Origin of the sequence: Segatella copri, from assembly GCF_019249795.2 — a bacterium.
GTDB lineage: Bacteria > Bacteroidota > Bacteroidia > Bacteroidales > Bacteroidaceae > Prevotella > Prevotella copri_B.
In genome coordinates, this window is the sequence record NZ_CP156891.1 from 1127468 (window position 1) to 1147577 (window position 20110).

Consider the following 20110-nt stretch of genomic DNA (forward strand, 5'->3'; position numbering starts at 1 on the left):
AAACATCTTTCATTACTGAAAGATGCCTTACCGTATGAGTTGGGATACCCGGACTCGAACCAGGAATGACAGGACCAGAATCTGTAGTGTTACCATTACACCATATCCCAAACTTAAAATAGAACTTTTTGATTGTTGGGATACCCGGACTCGAACCAGGAATGACAGGACCAGAATCTGTAGTGTTACCATTACACCATATCCCAATATCAGCAAACAAGATGTTCTTTTCTTAATTGCGAGTGCAAAGGTACTAGTTTTTTTTGAACCAACAAAATTTTTCGGCACTTTTTTCTAAAAAAAGCGCAATTTCTTTAATTTTCCACATTTTTTTTGCCTTTTAAGTCGATTTTCCATTATAATAATGTATCTTTGCAGAAAAATAGAGAATATAAATTAAGTAAGAAAGAAAAGATAAATGAACACAGTTAAACAACTCGTAGAGACTATTAAAGAAGGTATACAAGAAAAGAAAGGTCAAGACATTGTTATCGCCGACCTGACAGAAATCGATGGAAGCATTGCCAAGTACTTCATCATCTGCCAGGGAGGAAGCCCTACTCAGGTTGAAGCTATCGCAGGTTCTGTAGGAGACATCGTGCGCAAGAACCTGAAAGAAAAACCTGTAAATGTAGCTGGTCTCGGCAACGACCAGTGGGTGGCAATGGACTTTGTTGACGTATTAGTACACATCTTCCTTCCGGAAGTACGTGCTTATTACGACCTCGAACATTTATGGGAGGATGCAAAGCTTACCCATATACCTAATCTAGACTAGTCAGTCTCTCTCATCCTACATGATGAATCAGACATTGTTTTTCGACTAAAAGTTATACATATAAAATAAAATGGAACAAAGCAATAATATGAAGCCTCGTGGCAATGGCGGACCAAAGATGCCACGATTTAATATGACCTGGCTTTTCACCATCTGCCTCATCACCATGATCATCCTCTTCTTTACAGGAGGAGGCGATGCGATTGGAGGCAGCGCTGCCAAGGAAGCCACATACACCCAGTTCAAACAGTATGTAGACAAGGGTTATGTGCTCAGTGTTGTGGCCAATAAAACAGAAAGCACCCTCAAAATATACATCAACCCGAAATATACGCGCGATGTATACAATATGCCGGCAAAGTCTGTAGGTCCTAACCCATACGTAAAAGTACAGTTCGGCTCGGTTGACGAAGTGGAACGCTATGCCAACCAGATGTTGAAGGAAAAGAAGATACGCTCCTTCAGCTACGACAACCAGAAGGATAACGACTTCTTAAGCACGCTCTTCAATCTGGCACCTCTGCTCTTCTTCGTATTCTTCATCCTTTGGATGTCTGGAAGATTCAGCGGCGGTATGGGCAGCGGCGGTATGGGCGGCGGCATCTTCAGCGTGGGCAAAAGCAAAGCTAAGATGTACGAAAAGGGAAATGCCATCGGCATCACCTTTAAGGATGTGGCCGGACAGGAAGGTGCCAAGCAGGAAGTGAAGGAAATTGTAGACTTCCTGAAAAACCCACAAAAATATACCGACTTGGGTGGTAAGATTCCAAAGGGAGCCCTTCTCGTAGGCCCTCCGGGAACTGGTAAGACCCTCTTGGCTAAGGCTGTTGCCGGCGAGGCTGGCGTACCTTTCTTCTCTATGAGCGGTTCCGACTTCGTTGAAATGTTCGTAGGTGTAGGTGCCTCACGTGTACGCGACCTGTTCCGCCAGGCTAAAGAGAAATCACCTTGTATCATCTTTATCGATGAGATTGATGCTGTAGGCCGTGCCCGCAGCAAGAACCCAGCCATGGGTGGTAATGATGAGCGCGAGAACACCTTGAACGCTCTCCTTACAGAGATGGATGGTTTCGGTACCAACAGTGGTGTCATCATCCTTGCAGCTACCAACCGTGTAGACATGCTCGACAGCGCCTTGCTCCGTGCCGGACGTTTCGACCGTGAAATTCACGTAGATCTCCCTGGTTTGAACGAACGTAAGGCTATCTTCCTGGTTCATCTCAAACCTATCAAGATAGACGAAACAGTAGATGTTGATCTACTGGCCCGTCAGACTCCTGGTTTCTCGGGTGCAGATATTGCCAACGTTTGTAACGAGGCAGCCCTCATTGCTGCACGCCACGACAAGAAGGCTGTGTGCAAACAGGATTTCCTCGATGCAGTAGACCGTATTGTAGGCGGTCTGGAGAAGAAGACTAAGGTGATGACTGCCGACGAGAAGCGTAGCATCGCTCTCCACGAAGCAGGCCACGCAACCATCTCATGGTTCTGCCAGTATGCCAACCCTCTCATCAAGGTTACCATCGTGCCTCGTGGTCAGGCTCTCGGTGCTGCATGGTATCTGCCAGAAGAGCGCCAGATAACCACCAAGGAACAGATGCTCGACGAGATGTGTTCATTAATGGGTGGACGTGCCGCAGAAGAACTCTTCACCGGTCATATTTCGTCAGGAGCCATGAACGACCTGGAGCGCGCCACAAAGAGTGCTTATGCTATGGTAGCTTATCTCGGTATGAGCAAGACGTTGCCAAACATCTGCTTTTACAACCGGAACGAATATGCATTCCAGCGTCCGTACTCTGAGTCTACAGCCCGCGAGATAGACCAGGAAGTTCTGAAGATTGTCAACGAGCAGTATACTCGTGCCAAGAACATTCTGATGGAGCACAAGGAAGGCCACAATGCCTTAGCAGAACTTCTGATCAAGAAAGAGGTGATTATGGCAGAAGACGTAGAACATATCTTTGGCAAACGCCCTTGGTTGAGCCGTTCGCAGGAAATCATGGAAGACGAACAGCCTAAGATAGACGATGACGCCGTAAAGGAACTTCCTGAAGTTCAGGCTGCCATCAAGGAGCATGAAGAGAACCAGAAGAAGAATGCAGATTCTGATGAGACTTCCAAGAAGGATGAAGGTTCGGAAGAAAACAAGAACGAATAAAACAAACCGATATGACTGACAAACAGAAGAATCTAGTGATAAGATCCATCACAGGCGTATTTTTCGTGATGTGCATGGTATCTTGCTTTCTCAATCCCAGGGCAATGGTTATCCTGTTCGCCCTCATTACCGGATTGAGCATCTGGGAGTATTGCGGACTGGTAAACCAGAAGGAGAATGTTACGGTAAACCGTTTCATCAGCACCGTGGCGGGTGTTTACTTCTTCCTTGCCGTGGCTGGTTTCCGCATGGGCATTGTGGGCAATTTTGTGGTTTTCGTACCTTATCTGCTCACCATCCTCTATCTCTTCATCAGCGAACTGTATACAGGCAACAAGGATGCCATCAACGATTGGGCTTACACTATGCTCTCTCAGTTGTACATCGCCTTGCCTTTCTCGATGATCAATGTATTGAGTTTCGAGACATCAGCTTTCGATGGCCAGATACATTACGACATGCTGTTGCCTTTGAGCATTTTCATTTTCCTCTGGACCAATGATACCGGTGCCTATTGCAGCGGTTCGCTTTTCGGCAAGCATAAGCTCTTTCCTCGCATCAGTCCAGCCAAGAGTTGGGAAGGCAGCATAGGCGGAGGCATATTCGTACTGATAGCAGCAGGTATCATCGGCTATATCGCCAACGATGGCGAAGCCCACCGTCTCAGCATTCTCGGTTGGGAAGGTTTAGGTCTGGTTGTGGTATTCTTCGGCACATGGGGCGATCTGGTAGAAAGCCTCTTCAAGCGTACCCTCGGAGTAAAGGATAGCGGCAACATCCTGCCAGGACATGGAGGCATGCTCGACCGCTTCGACTCTTCGCTCATGGCGATACCGGCAGCAGTAATCTACCTATACACCATCCAGTTGTTTGGATAATACATCTTTTATGAGATAAAGGCCAAACCTTAGTTTGGCCAAGCACAAAGAAAGGCAGGGATTCCTCAAAGAACCCCTGCCTTTCTTTTTTTTCATATCACCATAAAAAACACAAGTAGCTTCGTTGGCTCACGAAAGTACTTGCGATAAACTATGCTGTTATCTATTATATTTCTTCAGTGCCTGCTTCACCATCTTGCCCCATGGCTTGATGAGATCATCTGTCCAGTTGCCGGTAGCCTTGGCACGTGGCAAAAGCATGGAACAGGTTTCATCCTTATCCGAAACCGACCAGTTTACCCAACTCACCTTGTTTTTCTCCATTACATCGAGCCATTTCTGATACTCATCAGGAGCCAGAGGACCATTACCCGAAGCCTCCATACCAGCACATTCTGATACAAAGACCGGCAAACCGCTCTTCACGGCAGCCTCCAGTTTATCACGCAGATAATCTTTATGGGTGGCTGCATAGAAATGAAGGGTATACATCACATTCTCCACACCCTCGATAGGGCTCTTTGCTACGATATCAATATCCTGGTCCCAATGCGGACAGCCCATCAGGATGATATTATCCGGATCATACTTTCTGATTTCCGTGATGATGGTTTTAGCGTATACCTTCAAGTCTTCCCATTTATCCTCAACAGGTTCATTGTAGAGTTCGTAAAGCACATGAGGATATTTACCATACTTCTGCGCCATCTTTCCGAAGAAGGCCTTAGCCTCGGCTGTATGCATCTTGTGTGCATGCCAGTCGATAATCACGTAGGTATCATTCTTGATGGCGGCATCTACCACCTGGGTAATGCATTTTAGAGCAAAGTCTGGATTTTCCAGATAGTTGTCGTCTATCTGAATTCCCATGGCTGCTCTGATGATGTTGGCATGCCAGTCTTGCACAAGCCATTTCACCGCATTTTTGTTGTAGAACCGAGGCCAGATGTTGTGCCATCCCAGACTCACGCCTCTCAACACTACAGGGTTACCACTCTGGTCGCAAAGCTGCGCACCTTTTACCTGCAACTGTCCCCATTGCTTTACAGGGTTTGCTGCATACACTTGTGCCATACAAAAGAGGGCACAAATGAGGGTCATTAGTTTTTTCATTTTTTTTAGGGTTTAAAATTAAATATATATTTTTGGGTTTGTTTTTTTTAGGATAGCTAATACTCCTACATAGGTAGCAGATACAAATCTGCCTTAGTCAGCAGTTCTGCAGCGGATTGATATCCGCTGCAGAACTGAAAGAGATTGATTTTTATCAAAACATTTCACCTTTTTCCTGTTCTTCTTCAAAGCGTTCACCCTTCTGGGCTTCCTGCGCCTCATACTGTGCCTGGGCAACACGCTGCTGAGCCTCACGTGCCTTAGCCTCAGCAGCCAGTCGGGCTTTTTCTGCTCTTATTCTTGCCAGTTCAGCCTCTTTTTCTGCTCGCTTCTGCGCCGCCAAAGCTTCCTCTTCGGCACGTTTCTTAGCAGCCTCGGCTTCAGCTATCGCCTTCTGTCGCGCACGTTCTGCAGCCTCAGCTGCAGCTTTGGCTTCAGCTTCAGCACGCTCACGAGCCATACGGAGAAGCATTTCCCTACGCTTAACCAGAAGATCAAACATGATGCCCGCAGCCTCATCCGGCGCAACCTTATCGCCTAACTGAGTTCGAACTTCCTGATATTCTGCCAGCATCTTATCCCTGCCAGGTTCTCCCGGAAGAATCTGATAAAGTTCGTTGGCAATACCATCAACCGTAAAGCGGTCGGCAAGCATCTCCGGCACAATCTCCTTATTGGCGATAAGATTCACCAGCGAGATAAACTTCACTTTGATGATATGCTTGAAACCGAAACGGATGAGATGAGGTACAGGCGTTTCATAACATACCACCTGAGGCACATCGAAAAGAGCCGTCTCTAAAGTTGCAGTACCACTGGTAACAAGAGCTGCCGTAGCATGCGACAAGAGCGGATAAGTCTTGTTACGCACCAGTTTGACAGGTGTACCTTTGATAAACTTCTCATAGTAAGCATCGTCTATCGAAGGAGCACCGGCAAGCACCATCTGATAATCTTCAAAACGCTCAGCCACCTCAATCATCGCCGGCAGATTGTCTTTGATTTCCTGCAGACGGCTTCCTGCCAGCAAAGCGATAACAGGACGATAGGTGTCAAGATTATTCTCCTGACAGAACTCCGTAAAACTCTGATGATATCCCGACCTGAACTCCCCTACTTCCTGAGCCGTAGGATTACCCACATAGTGAATAGGATAACGGTGCTTCTTTTCGAAGAACGGCACCTCGAATGGCAAGATAGAGAAGAGTTCAACGATATCACGTTTAATGCTGCGGATCCGCCACTCCTTCCATGCCCATATCTTAGGAGAAATGTAATAATAGGCAGGGATATTGGTGTTCTTTTTCAAGAACTTAGCTATCTTGAGATTAAATCCCGGATAATCTACCAGTATCACTACATCCGGCTTCCATTTCACAATATCTTCCTTGCATCTCTTCAGGTTCGAAAAGATGGTACCCAAATGTAGCAGTACAGGCACAAAACCCATATAAGCCAACTCCTTAAAATGCTTGACGCGAGTGCCACCTTCAGCAGCCATCAAATCACCGCCGAAGAAACGGAATTCAGCAAACTCGTCTATTTTTTTCAACGAGCGCATCAATCTGCTGGCATGCAAATCTCCACTAGCCTCGCCTACTATCAGGTAATACTTCATAATTCAAAATTCTTTAACCAATCATAATCCGTTACATCAATCTTAGTTGGGGTAATAGCGATGTAACCATGATTCACAGCCCACTGGTCGGTATCCGTTGTCTCAGGTTCGTCATTACGGTATTCACCCACCATCCAATAATAATCATATCCATGCGGATGAGTGCGATGATCCACCTCATTGATCCAGGAGCCATGAGTCATCCGACAACCCTTGAAACCCTTGAACGGAGGCAAAGCCGGGAAGTTGACATTCAGACAGGTATATTCTGGCAATCCCTTCTCCAGCACCATCTTAACAACCTTCAGTACCCCATCGTGCAAAGGAGTGAGATCAGCATTTTCATCATAATTGCAACTGCTGAAGGCTATGCTTGGAATATGCTGCATACAGCCCTCCTTAGCTACACCCATAGTTCCCGAATAATGATTATTCACGCTCGAATTGTCACCATGATTGATACCGCCGATAATCAGATCAGGCTTGCGATCAGCAAGAAACTGATCCAACGCTAGTTTCACACAGTCAACCGGTGTGCCGCTACATGACCAAACCTCAACATCATTCCCCATATTGTGGCGACGCTTCAGGCGCAAGGGAGTAGTAGCCGAGAAGGCACAGGCGAATCCCGAACGGGCACTTTCCGGTGCAACAACCAGCAGGTCGCACCAGTCTTTCAGAAAGCTCACCAGGGTCTTGATTCCATTGGCATGATAGCCATCATCATTCGAAATTAATACTAACGGTTTCTTATTTTCCATAAAAATATCTTTCTTTTTGGTGCAAAAGTACGAAAAAACCTTTAAAGATAGCGACTTTCTCACAATATTTTTGTATCTTTGCCGAAAATTTACTAAGAAAATGGGAAAAATCATCGCATTAGCTAACCAAAAAGGCGGTGTAGGAAAGACTACTACCACCATTAACTTGGCAGCATCGCTTGCCACGCTAGAGAAAACGGTACTCGTAGTGGACGCCGACCCACAGGCAAACGCTTCCAGTGGATTGGGCGTGGACATCAGCGAGGTAGACTGCTCGCTCTACGAATGCATCATCGACCATGCAGACGTGCGCGATGCCATCTACACCACTGACATTGATGGACTCGACATCATACCTAGTCATATCGACCTGGTAGGTGCCGAGATAGAGATGCTGAATCTCAAAAATCGCGAAAAGGTGATTAAGACATTACTGCAGCCTATCCGTGACGAATACGACTATATCCTGATAGATTGTTCGCCTTCGCTCGGCCTCATCACCGTCAATTCGTTGACGGCAGCCGACAGTGTCATCATCCCAGTTCAATGTGAATATTTCGCTCTTGAAGGTATCAGCAAATTGCTCAACACCATCAAGATAATCAAGAGCAAGCTGAATCCGAAACTTGAGATAGAAGGTTTCCTGCTCACCATGTATGATAGTCGTCTACGCCTTGCCAACCAGATATACGACGAGGTGAAACGCCACTTCCAGGAATTGGTGTTCAAGACCGTAATCCAGCGCAACGTGAAGCTGAGCGAGAGTCCGAGCCATGGTCTCCCAGTTATCCTTTACGATGCAGAAAGCAATGGAGCCAAGAACCATCTGGCCTTGGCAAAGGAGATTATCAACAAGAATAGTTAAGATTTGGAAATTGAACTCTTTTAGAAAGTTCAATGTTCAAAATTAAAAGTAAAAAAAATGGCAGTACACAAGAAATACAACAACGGTACAAAGAGCAACGCTTTAGGACGCGGACTCGATGCCCTCATCTCTACCGAGGGAGTGCGCACCCAGGGCAGCAGTACCATCAATGAAATTCCTCTCGACCAGATTGAGGCGAATCCCAATCAGCCACGCCGGGAGTTTGACGACGAAGCCCTACATGAGCTCGCCGAAAGCATCAAGGCCATAGGCATCATCCAGCCTATCACCTTAAGACAGGTTTCAGAAAACAGATTTCAGATTATCGCCGGTGAACGCCGCTGGCGCGCTTCACAACTTGCGGGGCTGACAGCTATCCCTGCATACATCCGCACCATCAGCGATGAGAACGTAATGGAAATGGCGCTCGTAGAGAATATCCAGCGCCAAGACCTCAACGCCATAGAAATAGCACTCGCCTACGAACACCTTCTGGAAAACGAGGGTATGACACAGGAGAAAATTTCAGAACGTGTGGGCAAGAGCCGTGCAGCTATCGCCAACTATCTGCGACTGCTCAAACTTCCTGCCCAGGTGCAGATGGCACTACAGAAGAAAGAAATCGACATGGGTCATTGCCGTGCCCTACTGGCCCTCGACTCACCTTCGCTGCAAATCAAGTTGTTCAAGGAGATACAAAAGAACGGCTACTCAGTAAGAAAGGTTGAAGAGATGGTACAGCGACTCAAGAGCGGAGAAGACATCGAGAGCGGTAAGAAAACCATCACGGCTAAGGCTCAGATGTCTGAGGAATTTACACAACTCAAAAACCGCCTGTCACAGTTTCTCAATACAAAAGTGCAGTTCACCTGCTCTGCTAAGGGCAAGGGAAAAATCAGCATTCCATTCGCCAACGAAGAGGAGCTGGAGCACATCATGAATGTTTTCGATCAGTTAAAGCAAGAATAAAAGTGAAACTCAGTATATCACAAATCTGTTTGGCAACCCTGCTGCTTCTGGCACCGATGGGCGCACAGGCACAGAAGTCGAAACAAAAAAAACAAGTGACCGATGTGCCAACCATTGCATCAGCCGACTCGGCAAAAATAGCCATAGACTCGATGCTTACCGCACAAGACAGCAGCAAACTGGCAAGCCTCACCCAATCAGCAAAGCCTGTACGCAAAAAGCGCAACTGGGCAACCTGGCGACCTGATACCAAGCGTGCCATGTGGTTGGCACTTGTATTACCTGGTGCCGGACAGATATACAATCGCAAATATTGGAAACTGCCTTTCATCTATGGCGGTTTCGTAGGCTGTACATACGCCATCACCTGGAACAACCAGATGTATCACGACTATTCGCAAGCCTACATGGATATTATGGACGATGACCCCAACACCCAGAGCTACAATCAGTTTCTGCACTTGGGTGCCCAGATCAACGAATCGAACATAGAACGCTATAAGGAAATCTTCCGCAAGCGAAAAGATAAATATCGCCGTTGGAGAGACTTGGGAACCTTCGTCATGATAGGCATCTATGCCTTCTCAGTGATTGATGCCTACGTAGATGCATCGCTCTCGGAATTTGACATCTCCGATGATCTCTCGCTCAGAATAGAGCCTACCATGCTGAATAACGGCAACAAGACTGCCAATCCGCTGCGGTCTGGAAGCCTCGGCGTAAGTTGCTCACTCACATTTTAATGCGTGAGGAGTTAGAATACACCTATATATATTATAACGCAAAATAGAAATTAGAAACATAGACGAGATAAAACATCAATATGAAGAAAATACTAGTCATGGCAGCAGCGATGCTGTTCAGCTTACAAGGCATTCATGCCCAAACCGACGTTACAGAAGAAACAGATAACGATGATATCATCACCGTTACCGACAAAGACGGAAAGCAGGAGGAAATCGAAGTACCTGAGGGAATGGAAGATAACCTCGATAGCCTGCTCCACCTTTACAATGCACAGACTTACATGATGGCAGATACAACCTGCAAATACCGCGATGTAAACCCTGTCTTTGAGAAGGAAGTGTATATCGACCGTCTGAAGAGAATGCCTACCATCATCGAAATGCCATACAATGAGGTAGTACAGAAATTCATAGACCGATACAGCGGCAAACTACGCCGTTCGGTAAGTTTCATGTTGGGAGCAAGCAACTTCTACATGCCTATTTTCGAAGAGGCATTAGAGGCTTACAACCTGCCACTGGAACTGAAATATCTGCCAGTTATCGAATCGGCACTTAACCCTAAAGCTGTATCACGCGTTGGTGCCACAGGTTTATGGCAGTTTATGCTGCCTACCGGCAAGCGATATGGTCTGGAAGTAAACTCACTCATCGATGAACGCCGCGACCCGGTAAAAGCATCCTATGCAGCCGCTCACTATCTGAGCGACCTGTACAAAATATTCGACGATTGGAGCCTCGTGATTGCAGCTTACAACTGCGGTCCAACCAATGTCAACAAGGCCATCCATCGTGCAAAAGGCAACGCCGACTACTGGAACATCTATCCATATCTGCCAAAGGAAACACGTGGATATGTACCAGCTTTCATCGCTGCCAACTACATCATGAACTACTACTGCGATCATAACATCTGCCCTATGGTAAGCGAACTGCCAGTAAAGACAGACACTATCGTAGTATCAAAAGATATCCACCTGGAGCAGATTTCCAAAGTGCTGAACATCAACATCGAGCACCTGCGCAATCTGAATCCACAGTATCGTCATGATATCATCAACGGATTGAACCATCCGATGGTATTGCGTCTTCCATCTACCCTCATCGGTAGTTTCATCGACCAGCAGGACAGCATCTGTGCTTACAGAGCCGACGAACTCTTCCAGAAGCGCGCTATAGTAGATGTCAACGATGCACAGCCTACCTATAGCCGCCCACGAAGCAGCTACAGTCGCCACAGTGCTTATTCACGCAGCAAGAAGAGCAGCAAACGAGGCAGAAACAGAAAACAAGGCAGCAAGAGTGTTACCATCAAGAATGGTGATACCCTTTCTGAAATAGCAGCACGCCACGGAACAACCGTTAAGAAACTGCGCAAACTGAACGGCATCAAGGGTAACAGTATCCGTGCCGGAAAGAAAATCAAAGTGAAATAAAAGAACTACGTCCGCTGTAGTTTTTTCAGTCTAATTAAGAACATTATTTATTGGAGAGACCCACTATGGATGACCAGAACTTGAAAGACCTCGAAAGAGAGCAGGCTGATAACCAGTTGATTGGCGATGCCTTTCAACACCTGCTTGACACCTACCTGAGTTCGCGACACCGCAAGAAGGTAGATATAGTGACCAAGGCATTCAATTTCGCCCGACAGGCGCACAAAGGTGTGCGCCTGTCGGGCGAACCATATATCATGCACCCTATCGCCGTGGCTCAGATAGCCTGCGAGGAGATGGGGCTCGGCTCAACGAGCATCTGTGCCGCACTGCTTCATGATGTGGTAGAAGATACCGACTACACAGTAGAAGATATCTCAAACATCTTTGGAGCCAAGGTGGCACAAATCGTTGATGGACTCACCAAAATCAGTGGTGGAATCTTCGGCGATAAGGCATCAGCACAGGCAGAAAACTTCAAAAAACTGTTGCTCACTATGAGCGATGACATCCGTGTTATCCTTATCAAGATTTGCGACCGCCTGCACAACATGCGCACGCTGGAATCGCAACCAGCCAACAAACAATACAAGATTGCGGGCGAAACCTTGTATATTTATGCACCTCTCGCCAACCGATTGGGCTTGAACAAGATCAAGACCGAACTCGAAGACCTCAGCTTCCGCTACGACCATCCACAGGAGTATGCCAACATAGAGCATAAACTTGCCGATACCGAATCGCAGCGCGATACCCTCTTCGAGAGTTTTACTGCACCTATCCGCGAAGAACTCGACAAGTTAGGCGTAGAATACAAAATCAAAGCACGTGTGAAGAGCCCTTATTCTATTTGGAACAAGATGCAGAACAAGCACGTTACCTTCGATGAGATTTACGACATTCTTGCTGTGCGCATCATCTTTACGCCAAAGGTAAGAGCAAACGAAGTAAACGAATGTTTCAATATCTACGTAGCCATCAGCAAAATCTACAAAAGCCATCCTGACCGTCTACGCGACTGGTTGAACCATCCGAAAGCAAACGGTTATCAGGCACTCCACGTTACCCTGATGAGTAAGCAGGGAAGATGGATAGAAGTGCAGATCCGTTCCGACCGTATGGACGAGGTAGCAGAAAAGGGGTTTGCTGCCCACTGGAAATACAAAGAAGGAAACGAAGGTGAATATACAGAAGATGAGAACGAGCTGAACGACTGGCTCAGCACCATCAAGGAGATTCTGGACGATCCGCAGCCGGATGCCATGGACTTCCTCGATGCCATCAAGCTGAACCTCTATGCTTCAGAAATCTTCGTCTTCACACCAAAGGGAGAAATCAAGACGATGCCGGCAGGCTGTACTGCCCTCGACTTCGCCTTCCAGATTCATACCTTCCTGGGCAGCCACTGTATCGGAGCCAAGGTAAACCATAAGCTGGTTCCGCTGAGCCATAAGCTGCAAAGTGGCGACCAGGTTGAGATTCTTACTTCCAAGAGCCAGCATGTACAGGAAGAATGGGTAAACTTCGTCAGTTCGGCCAAGGCAAAGAGCAAGATTCTGGCCATCCTGCGCCGCGATTCACGAGAGGTTCAGAAGAAGGGAGAAAACATACTCACCGAATGGCTCAAGAAGAACAGCATCGAGATGAGTGCGTCGGTGGTAGACCGCCTATGCGATTTTCATAATATCCAGAAGCCTGAAACCCTCTTCCAGTCATTGGGAGACCATCAGATTATCCTAGGCGATAAAGACTTCGATGAGTTGCAGGGCAAGCCTAAAAAACAGCAGACCAGCAGCTGGCGCAATTATATCCCATTCCTGGGCAAGAGCAAGGAGAAGGCTCAAGAAAAAGGCATCGTGAAGCCTCAGGATCTTTTCGTGGTGGGCAAAGACTTCAACAAGAAGAAGCCACTCATCCTGACCGAGGAGAACATCAACCAGTTTATCTTCCCTAGCTGCTGCCATGCGATTCCTGGCGATGACGTTATGGGCTTTATCGACAACAAGAACCGCATCGAAATCCATAAGCGCTCTTGCAGCATAGCAGCCAAACTGAAGTCCAGTTTCGGCAACCGCATCGTAGATGCCAAATGGGACATGCACAAGCAGATACTCTTCGATGCTACCATCGAAATCAAGGGTATCGACCGTAAGGGCATGCTGCTGGATGTAAGTAAGGTGATTAGCGACCAGTTGGGTATCAATATCCACAAGGTAACTATCAGTAGCGACAACGGCATCTTCGACGGTACCATCGAACTCCGTGTTCACGACCGCGAAGAAGTTAAGACCATTATGAACCAACTCCGAAATATTGATGATCTGCAAGAAGTACAGAGGATCCTGTAACTTAGGAGTTTATGATAATAAAGAAAAGATAAATAATAGAGAATCGCCGGATTTAAAATCTGGCGATTCTCTATGAAATCATACAGATTTCAACATCTTATAAAAACAGATTCAAAACAACAAACTTAAAAACAATATGAAAAAATTATTCTTATCATTTTTAATGATGTTGACCCTGTTGCCTCTGGCAGCAGCCAACAAGTATGACAACCCCGACACGATTGTAGTATCCCGTGATGGTACCGGCGAATTCCGCACCATCGACGAAGCCATCGAAGTATGTCGTGCTTTCATGGATTACAGCAAGGTAATCTACGTAAAGAAAGGCGTGTACAAGGAGAAACTCATCCTCCCTTCATGGCTCACCAACATCACCATCTGTGGTGAAGACCGTGATAACACTATCATTACATGGGACGATCATGCCAACATCAAGATGCCTACAGGTGGACTCGATTCAGAAGCTGCTGTAAAGGGTAAACCGATGGGTACATTCCGCACTTATACCCTGAAGGTACAGGGCAGTTACATCACCCTGAAGAACATCACCATTGAGAACAATGCTGCCAAACTGGGACAAGCTGTCTCCCTGCATCTTGAAGGCGATCATATCCTGGTTCAGAACTGCCGTCTGCTGGGCAATCAGGATACCGTTTATACAGGTATAGCCAACAACCGTTCAGCCTTCTATGATTGCTACATCGAAGGAACCACCGATTTCATCTTTGGTCCGGGAAGAGCATGGTTTGAGAATTGTGAGATTCGCAGCAAGGCCAACAGCTACATCACAGCCGCATCCAGTCCTGCCGGTCAGGAATATGGCTATGTATTCAACAAGTGCAAGCTTACCGCCGAGCCAGGTATAGACAAGGTTTATCTGGGCCGCCCATGGCGCCCTTATGCAGCTACCCTCTTCATGAATTGCGAAATGGGCAGCCACATCCGTCCAGAAGGATGGCACAACTGGGGCAAGCATAGCAACGAACAGACAGCCCGCTACAGCGAATATAACAACCACGGTTCAGGTGCTGCAACCAAGGCACGCGTAGCCTGGAGCCGTCAGCTCACCAAGAAAGAAGCATCTAAAGTTACCATCAAGAATGTCTTCGGCGAAGAAGCGTGGTAACCCTAGCTAATCATAAAGTCCAAAGTTACTAAACCAGTCCATCGAGCTGCTTTTTGAGTTCTTTGAGCTGGTCTCTTACAGAAATAAGGGTGTCGAGAACTTCAGAAGATTTCTCGGCACCCGTTCTGTTTTGGTTCAGATACTTACGGGCAGCCGCAATCTTCAATCCCTTCACCTTGATAAGGTTGTAGATGAGCCTTACCTGCTCAATATCCTTATCGGTATACTGGCGCACTTTGTTGCCAGCAACCTTCGGTTTGAGAAAAGGAAACTCCTTTTCCCAATATCTCAACGTAGAGTCGTTTAGACCAAACATTTCACCTACTTCCTTGATAGAATAGTACAATTTCGTTGTTTTATCTGGAATTATTGCCATTTTTTCCGTCTTTAATTTCAAAAATAATTAATTTAGTTGCAAAATTAAACAATTCTTCTTATCTTTGCAAAGATTTTCGGAAGAAAATGCCCTAAAGGGCAAAAATATTTTCTGAGAGGACACTCAATCCCCTCTCCCAAACAGGAAAAAGAAATTAAAGATAAATATAAAAAAGATATGATGACAGCTAATGAAGTGCGCGAATCCTTCAAGAAATTCTTCGAAGGTAAAGGCCACAAGATTGTTCCATCAGCACCAATGGTTATCAAGGATGACCCAACGCTGATGTTTACAAACGCTGGTATGAACCAGTGGAAAGACATCATCCTCGGTACAAAAGACCCAGGCAAGGATGTTCGTCGTGTTGATACTCAGAAATGTCTCCGTGTAAGCGGTAAGCACAACGACCTCGAAGAGGTGGGTCACGATACTTACCACCACACCATGTTCGAGATGCTCGGTAACTGGAGCTTCGGCGACTACTTCAAGGAGGGTGCCATCGATATGGCATGGGAGTATCTTACTGAAATTTTAAAGCTTAACCCTGCCGATCTCTACGTTACCGTATTCGAGGGTAGCAAGGAGGAAGGTCTGGAACGCGACAACGAGGCTGCAGGTTACTGGGCTAAGCACGTGCCAGCCGACCACATCATCAACGGTAACAAGCACGACAACTTCTGGGAGATGGGCGATACAGGTCCTTGCGGTCCTTGCTCAGAGATTCACGTGGATTCCCGTACTCCAGAGGAGAAGGCTCAGGTGCCAGGCCGTGAGTTGGTAAACAAGGATAACCCTCAGGTCATCGAAATCTGGAACATCGTGTTCATGCAGTACAACCGCAAGGCTGATGGTTCTCTCGAACCACTCCCAATGCACGTTATCGATACAGGTATGGGCTTCGAGCGCTTGGTTCGCATGTTGCAGGACAAGCACTCTAACTATGATACTGATATCTTCCAGCCAATCATCAAGGAAATCGAGACTATCTCTGGCAAGAAGTATGGCTTCACTACTCCTACTGGTGAGAATGGCGAGGGCAAGGATGAGCAGGAGAAGATTGACATCGCTATGCGTGTCTGCGCCGACCACCTCCGTGCCGTAGCCTTCTCTATCGCCGATGGTCAGTTGCCAAGCAACGCCAAGGCAGGTTACGTAATCCGACGCATTTTGCGCCGTGCCGTACGTTACGCTTACACATTCCTCGGTCAGAAGCAGGCATTCATGTACAAGCTCGTCAATGTATTGGTAGAGCAGATGGGTGCAGCCTTCCCAGAGTTGCCAGCTCAGCAGGAACTCATCACCCGCGTGATGAAAGAGGAAGAGGATTCATTCCTCCGCACATTGGAGAAAGGTATCAACCTCCTCAATGGCGATATGGACGAGCTCAAGGCTCATGGCGAGACTCAGCTCGACGGCGTAAGCGCATTCCGTCTCTTCGATACATACGGTTTCCCTCTCGACCTGACAGAGCTTATCTGCCGTGAGAATGGTTACACCGTAGATGCTGCAGGCTTCGACGAGGAGATGAAGAAGCAGAAGGAACGTGCCCGCAATGCTGCTGCTGTAGAGAACGGCGACTGGGAGGTTTTGAAAGAAGGCGACCAGAACTTCGTGGGTTACGACTATACAGAATATGAGTGCCACATCCTGCGCTACCGCAAGGTGACTCAGAAGAAGAACTCTTTCTATGAGCTGGTACTCGACAACACTCCATTCTATGGTGAGATGGGTGGACAGGTTGGCGACAAGGGTGTACTCGTTAGCGAGAATGAGACCATCCAGGTTATCGACACCAAGCGCGAGAACAACCAAAGCATCCACATCGTAAAGGAGTTGCCAAAGGATGTAAACGCAGATTTCATGGCTTGCGTAGATATCAAGAACCGCGAGGGAAGTGCAGCCAACCATACAGCTACCCACTTGCTCGATTACTGCCTGAAGCAGGTTTTGGGCGACCACGTAGAGCAGAAGGGTTCTTATGTAGATAAGGACACCTTGCGTTTCGACTTCTCTCACTTCCAGAAGGTAACTGATGAGGAGCTCCGCAAGGTAGAGCACATGGTAAACGAGATGATCCGTGCCGACTATCCATTGGATGAGCACCGCGATACTCCTATTGAGGAGGCTAAGGAACTTGGCGCTATCGCCCTCTTCGGCGAGAAGTATGGCGACAAGGTTCGTGTGGTTCGCTTCGGTCCATCTGCCGAGTTCTGTGGTGGTATTCATGCCAAGAGCACAGGTAAGATTGGTTTCTTCAAGATTATCTCTGAGAGCAGCGTAGCAGCCGGCATCCGCCGTATCGAGGCTTTGACTGGCAAGGCTTGCGAGGAGGCTATCTACGGTTTGCAGGATACCATCGTAGCCTTGAAGGGCTTGTTCAACAACGCCAAGGATCTCGAAGGTGTCATCAGAAAGTACATCGACGAGCACGATGCCTTGAAGAAGGATGTTGAGAAGTTCCAGGCTCAGGCTGTAGAGCGTGCCAAGGATAAGCTTGTAGAGAATGCAAAAGAAATCAATGGTGTGAAGGTTGTTACAGCCGTATTGCCAATGGAGCCAGCAGCTGCCAAGGATTTGGTATTCAAGGTTCGCGAGGCATTGCCAGAGAACATGATCTGCGTAGTAGGTTCTGTTTATAACGACAAGCCTATGCTCAGCGTAATGTTCAGCGATGATATGGTAAAGGATCACGGTTTGAATGCTGGTAAGATGATTCGCGAAGCTGCCAAGCTGATTCAGGGCGGCGGTGGCGGTCAGCCTCACTATGCTCAGGCTGGCGGTAAGAACAAGGACGGCTTGAGCGCTGCAGTAGATAAGGTTGTAGAGTTGGCTCAACTGTAATCAGCTTCCACAAATGAATATTTGATAGAGTTATCTTAACTCTTATATATAATTAAGGTATAAAGGGTTGTAATCCATCTTTTCGAGGATTGCAACCCTTTTTCTATTGACATTAAAGGGGTCTCCATATCATAATTATCAATTTATAATAATCATCAAATGATAAAATTCCTTATTTTATTATCATTTTATGATAATCACTTTATGATAATCGGAATAAAAGTTGTATCTTTGCAGAAGATAAGCTGCACTCGGCAATTTGTAAGCAAGCTTACATTGCGCTCCTTTGCATTATCTTTGCAGCCGTTGAATATATAATAAGGTATAGATATGGTAATGAAGAATCCTTTTGTCACAAATGGTTACGCCGGTCCGGAATACTTCTGCGACCGTGTGGAAGAAACCCAGCACATCACAGAGATGCTGACCAATGAGAATAACATGGCTCTGATTTCCCCTCGACGCATCGGAAAGACAGAGCTGATTCACCATTGCTTTGCCCAGCCAGTCATCCAAAAAGATTATTATACTTTTATCATAGACATCTATTCAACCAATTCCGTCAGCGATCTGGTCAATATGTTCGGCAAAGCCATTATTGATGAACTTCGCCCTAAAGGCAGAAGCGCTTGGGAGAAATTCCTGATAGCACTCTCTTCTCTCCGTTCAGAAATCTCTTTCGATATCAACGGGGCTCCAGTTTGGGGAATAGGCATCGGCAACATAGTAAATCCCGAAATTACGCTTGATGAGATATTCGCTTATCTCAACCAAGCCGACAAGCCATGTCTTGTTGCCATCGACGAGTTTCAGCAAATCACCAACTATGCCGACAACCGCATAGAAGCTTTACTCCGTACCTACATTCAGCGTTGCACCAATGCCCACTTCATCTTCTCGGGTTCTCACCGCCATCTGATGGCAGAAATGTTCACATCTCCTGCCCGCCCATTCTATCAGAGCGTAACGCTGATGAACCTGAAGCCACTGGATATTGAGAAATACAAGGAGTTTGCCACAGCCAAGTTCGAGGAGCGCAACAAACATCTAGATACTGCCATTATCGGAGAACTCTTCGCCCGTTTCGGTGGTGTCACTTCATACATCCAGCGAGTAATGAATGTTCTCTTCCTCAAGACTCCCGAACAGGGTACCTGCACTCTGGATATGGTAGATGACGCCATCAACTACAATCTCAACATGGCATCAGACACCTACGAGACCCTTCTGCGCCAGATGCCAGAAAAGCAGCGCAATGTCTTCATCGCCATCTCTGCAGAGGGCGAAGCCAGAAGCGTAAAGAGCGGAGCCTTCGCAAAGAAATATCATCTCCCGTCGCCAAGCTCTGTAAATTCCGCCCTGAAGGGATTGCTGGAGAAAGATTTCATCACCCAGCAGGATGATGCCTACGTGGTATATGACAAGTTCTTCGATTTGTGGCTGAAGAAGTATCTGAAATAGTATAAGGTGATTTCAATATTTTTGTTACCTTTGCACCCAAATTTAAATATATATTCAATATGGCTATTATAAAGACAGTAGAGGGAAAAAATCCTCAATGGGGAAAGAATTGTTTTATCGCTGAGAACGCCGTACTGACCGGCGACTGTATTCTTGGTGATGACTGCAGCATCTGGTATAGTGCGGTATTGCGCTCTGACGTGGATGCCATCAGATGTGGAAACAGAGTGAATGTACAGGATTGCGCCTGCATCCATCAAACCGGTACGATGCCTTGCATCCTGGAGGATGATGTATCTGTGGGACATGGTGCCATCGTTCATGGAGCTACCGTTAGAAAAGGCGCACTCATCGGAATGAATGCCACCGTGCTTGACAAGGCTGATATCGGTGAAGGAGCTATCATTGCAGCAGGTGCTGTAGTTACCCATGGCACCAAGGTTCCTGCACATGAGATTTGGGCGGGTATTCCAGCCAGAAAGGTGAAAGCCTGCGCTCCCGGCCAAGCCGAGGAGTTTGCCAAACATTATTCCGGCTACATCAAAGACTGGTATCTGAAGGAAGATAAATAATCACTTTATGATTATCATAAAATGAGAATAAAACGCCATTTTTTATCTTTTATAGAAGATA

General features: G+C 46.8%; 15 protein-coding genes, 2 tRNA genes and 1 pseudogene. 12 read left to right on the forward strand and 6 right to left on the reverse strand.

Annotation, left to right across the window (positions count from 1 at the left end):
• Positions 1-39: 39 nt before the first annotated feature.
• Positions 40-110: transfer RNA gene (locus tag KUA48_RS05105), tRNA-Gln, on the reverse strand.
• Between the two features lie 25 nt (positions 111-135).
• Positions 136-206, reverse strand: a tRNA-Gln gene (locus tag KUA48_RS05110).
• A 212-nt stretch (positions 207-418) separates the two neighbouring features.
• On the opposite strand from KUA48_RS05110, the gene rsfS reads away from it, so the two are divergent.
• The 3 genes from rsfS to KUA48_RS05125 all read left to right on the forward strand — a co-directional run bounded on the left by rsfS (position 419) and on the right by KUA48_RS05125 (position 3817).
• The gene (gene rsfS / locus KUA48_RS05115; RefSeq protein ID WP_117586022.1) at positions 419-778 is read left to right on the forward strand and encodes a ribosome silencing factor; all 360 of its coding nucleotides are present in this window, start codon (positions 419-421) and stop codon (positions 776-778) included.
• Positions 779-848: 70 nt separating this feature from the next.
• Positions 849-2939 (forward strand): ATP-dependent zinc metalloprotease FtsH, encoded by a 2091-nt coding sequence (gene ftsH / locus KUA48_RS05120; protein WP_118255519.1) that lies wholly within the window; start codon positions 849-851, stop codon positions 2937-2939.
• An 11-nt stretch (positions 2940-2950) separates the two neighbouring features.
• Positions 2951-3817 carry a phosphatidate cytidylyltransferase gene (locus tag KUA48_RS05125; RefSeq protein WP_118255520.1) on the forward strand — a complete coding sequence of 289 codons (867 nt, stop codon included), beginning with the start codon at positions 2951-2953 and terminating at the stop codon, positions 3815-3817.
• 159 nt (positions 3818-3976) lie between these two features.
• Here the strand turns inward: KUA48_RS05125 and KUA48_RS05130 are convergent, their stop codons facing one another.
• The 3 genes and pseudogenes from KUA48_RS05130 to surE form a co-directional block, all read right to left on the reverse strand.
• Complete coding sequence (locus tag KUA48_RS05130) at positions 3977-4930, reverse strand: glycoside hydrolase family 5 protein (protein WP_153072692.1); 954 nt, start codon at positions 4928-4930, stop codon at positions 3977-3979.
• A 478-nt stretch (positions 4931-5408) separates the two neighbouring features.
• Positions 5409-6548 (reverse strand): annotated as a pseudogene (gene lpxB / locus KUA48_RS05135) (lipid-A-disaccharide synthase); the annotation flags it as partial.
• On the reverse strand, positions 6545-7309 hold the full coding sequence (surE, locus tag KUA48_RS05140; protein ID WP_153072690.1) for a 5'/3'-nucleotidase SurE: 765 nt from the start codon (positions 7307-7309) through the stop codon (positions 6545-6547). The gene surE and the pseudogene lpxB, both read right to left, overlap by 4 nt.
• Positions 7310-7409: 100 nt before the next feature.
• On the opposite strand from surE, the gene KUA48_RS05145 reads away from it, so the two are divergent.
• From KUA48_RS05145 to KUA48_RS05170, 6 genes are all read left to right on the forward strand, one after another.
• On the forward strand, positions 7410-8174 hold the full coding sequence (locus tag KUA48_RS05145) for a ParA family protein (RefSeq protein WP_117586026.1): 765 nt from the start codon (positions 7410-7412) through the stop codon (positions 8172-8174).
• A 57-nt stretch (positions 8175-8231) separates the two neighbouring features.
• Positions 8232-9143: a ParB/RepB/Spo0J family partition protein gene (locus KUA48_RS05150; protein ID WP_118255523.1), complete on the forward strand. Its 912-nt coding sequence runs from the start codon at positions 8232-8234 to the stop codon at positions 9141-9143.
• A 56-nt stretch (positions 9144-9199) separates the two neighbouring features.
• On the forward strand, positions 9200-9886 hold the full coding sequence (locus tag KUA48_RS05155; protein ID WP_118255530.1) for a DUF5683 domain-containing protein: 687 nt from the start codon (positions 9200-9202) through the stop codon (positions 9884-9886).
• An 80-nt stretch (positions 9887-9966) separates the two neighbouring features.
• Positions 9967-11325 (forward strand): lytic transglycosylase domain-containing protein, encoded by a 1359-nt coding sequence (locus KUA48_RS05160; RefSeq protein ID WP_218433327.1) that lies wholly within the window; start codon positions 9967-9969, stop codon positions 11323-11325.
• Positions 11326-11390: 65 nt separating this feature from the next.
• Positions 11391-13673: a bifunctional (p)ppGpp synthetase/guanosine-3',5'-bis(diphosphate) 3'-pyrophosphohydrolase gene (locus tag KUA48_RS05165; protein WP_369503327.1), complete on the forward strand. Its 2283-nt coding sequence runs from the start codon at positions 11391-11393 to the stop codon at positions 13671-13673.
• A gap of 136 nt (positions 13674-13809) precedes the next feature.
• The gene (locus tag KUA48_RS05170) at positions 13810-14799 is read left to right on the forward strand and encodes a pectinesterase family protein (protein ID WP_218433329.1); all 990 of its coding nucleotides are present in this window, start codon (positions 13810-13812) and stop codon (positions 14797-14799) included.
• Between the two features lie 28 nt (positions 14800-14827).
• Here KUA48_RS05170 and KUA48_RS05175 read toward each other — a convergent pair whose 3' ends face one another.
• Entirely contained in the window at positions 14828-15175 is a 348-nt protein-coding gene (locus KUA48_RS05175) for a MerR family transcriptional regulator (protein WP_022121419.1), read from the reverse strand.
• Positions 15176-15352: 177 nt separating this feature from the next.
• Between KUA48_RS05175 and alaS the strand changes: the two genes are divergently transcribed.
• The 3 genes from alaS to KUA48_RS05190 all read left to right on the forward strand — a co-directional run bounded on the left by alaS (position 15353) and on the right by KUA48_RS05190 (position 20049).
• The gene (gene alaS, locus KUA48_RS05180; RefSeq protein ID WP_218433331.1) at positions 15353-18016 is read left to right on the forward strand and encodes an alanine--tRNA ligase; all 2664 of its coding nucleotides are present in this window, start codon (positions 15353-15355) and stop codon (positions 18014-18016) included.
• Between the two features lie 336 nt (positions 18017-18352).
• Positions 18353-19477: an ATP-binding protein gene (locus KUA48_RS05185; protein WP_218433333.1), complete on the forward strand. Its 1125-nt coding sequence runs from the start codon at positions 18353-18355 to the stop codon at positions 19475-19477.
• A 59-nt stretch (positions 19478-19536) separates the two neighbouring features.
• Complete coding sequence (locus KUA48_RS05190) at positions 19537-20049, forward strand: gamma carbonic anhydrase family protein (protein WP_218433334.1); 513 nt, start codon at positions 19537-19539, stop codon at positions 20047-20049.
• Positions 20050-20110 lie beyond the last annotated feature (61 nt).

What these genes read in the sequence shown, in the direction of transcription:
- rsfS (WP_117586022.1), top strand. Translation starts at nt 419, where the DNA reads ATGAACACAGTTAAACAACTCGTAGAGACTATTAAAGAAGGTATACAA.
- ftsH (WP_118255519.1), top strand. Translation starts at nt 849, where the DNA reads ATGGAACAAAGCAATAATATGAAGCCTCGTGGCAATGGCGGACCAAAG.
- KUA48_RS05125 (WP_118255520.1), top strand. Translation starts at nt 2,951, where the DNA reads ATGACTGACAAACAGAAGAATCTAGTGATAAGATCCATCACAGGCGTA.
- KUA48_RS05130 (WP_153072692.1), bottom strand. Translation starts at nt 4,930, where the DNA reads ATGAAAAAACTAATGACCCTCATTTGTGCCCTCTTTTGTATGGCACAA.
- surE (WP_153072690.1), bottom strand. Translation starts at nt 7,309, where the DNA reads ATGGAAAATAAGAAACCGTTAGTATTAATTTCGAATGATGATGGCTAT.
- KUA48_RS05145 (WP_117586026.1), top strand. Translation starts at nt 7,410, where the DNA reads ATGGGAAAAATCATCGCATTAGCTAACCAAAAAGGCGGTGTAGGAAAG.
- KUA48_RS05150 (WP_118255523.1), top strand. Translation starts at nt 8,232, where the DNA reads ATGGCAGTACACAAGAAATACAACAACGGTACAAAGAGCAACGCTTTA.
- KUA48_RS05155 (WP_118255530.1), top strand. Translation starts at nt 9,200, where the DNA reads ATGGGCGCACAGGCACAGAAGTCGAAACAAAAAAAACAAGTGACCGAT.
- KUA48_RS05160 (WP_218433327.1), top strand. Translation starts at nt 9,967, where the DNA reads ATGAAGAAAATACTAGTCATGGCAGCAGCGATGCTGTTCAGCTTACAA.
- KUA48_RS05165 (WP_369503327.1), top strand. Translation starts at nt 11,391, where the DNA reads ATGGATGACCAGAACTTGAAAGACCTCGAAAGAGAGCAGGCTGATAAC.
- KUA48_RS05170 (WP_218433329.1), top strand. Translation starts at nt 13,810, where the DNA reads ATGAAAAAATTATTCTTATCATTTTTAATGATGTTGACCCTGTTGCCT.
- KUA48_RS05175 (WP_022121419.1), bottom strand. Translation starts at nt 15,175, where the DNA reads ATGGCAATAATTCCAGATAAAACAACGAAATTGTACTATTCTATCAAG.
- alaS (WP_218433331.1), top strand. Translation starts at nt 15,353, where the DNA reads ATGATGACAGCTAATGAAGTGCGCGAATCCTTCAAGAAATTCTTCGAA.
- KUA48_RS05185 (WP_218433333.1), top strand. Translation starts at nt 18,353, where the DNA reads ATGAAGAATCCTTTTGTCACAAATGGTTACGCCGGTCCGGAATACTTC.
- KUA48_RS05190 (WP_218433334.1), top strand. Translation starts at nt 19,537, where the DNA reads ATGGCTATTATAAAGACAGTAGAGGGAAAAAATCCTCAATGGGGAAAG.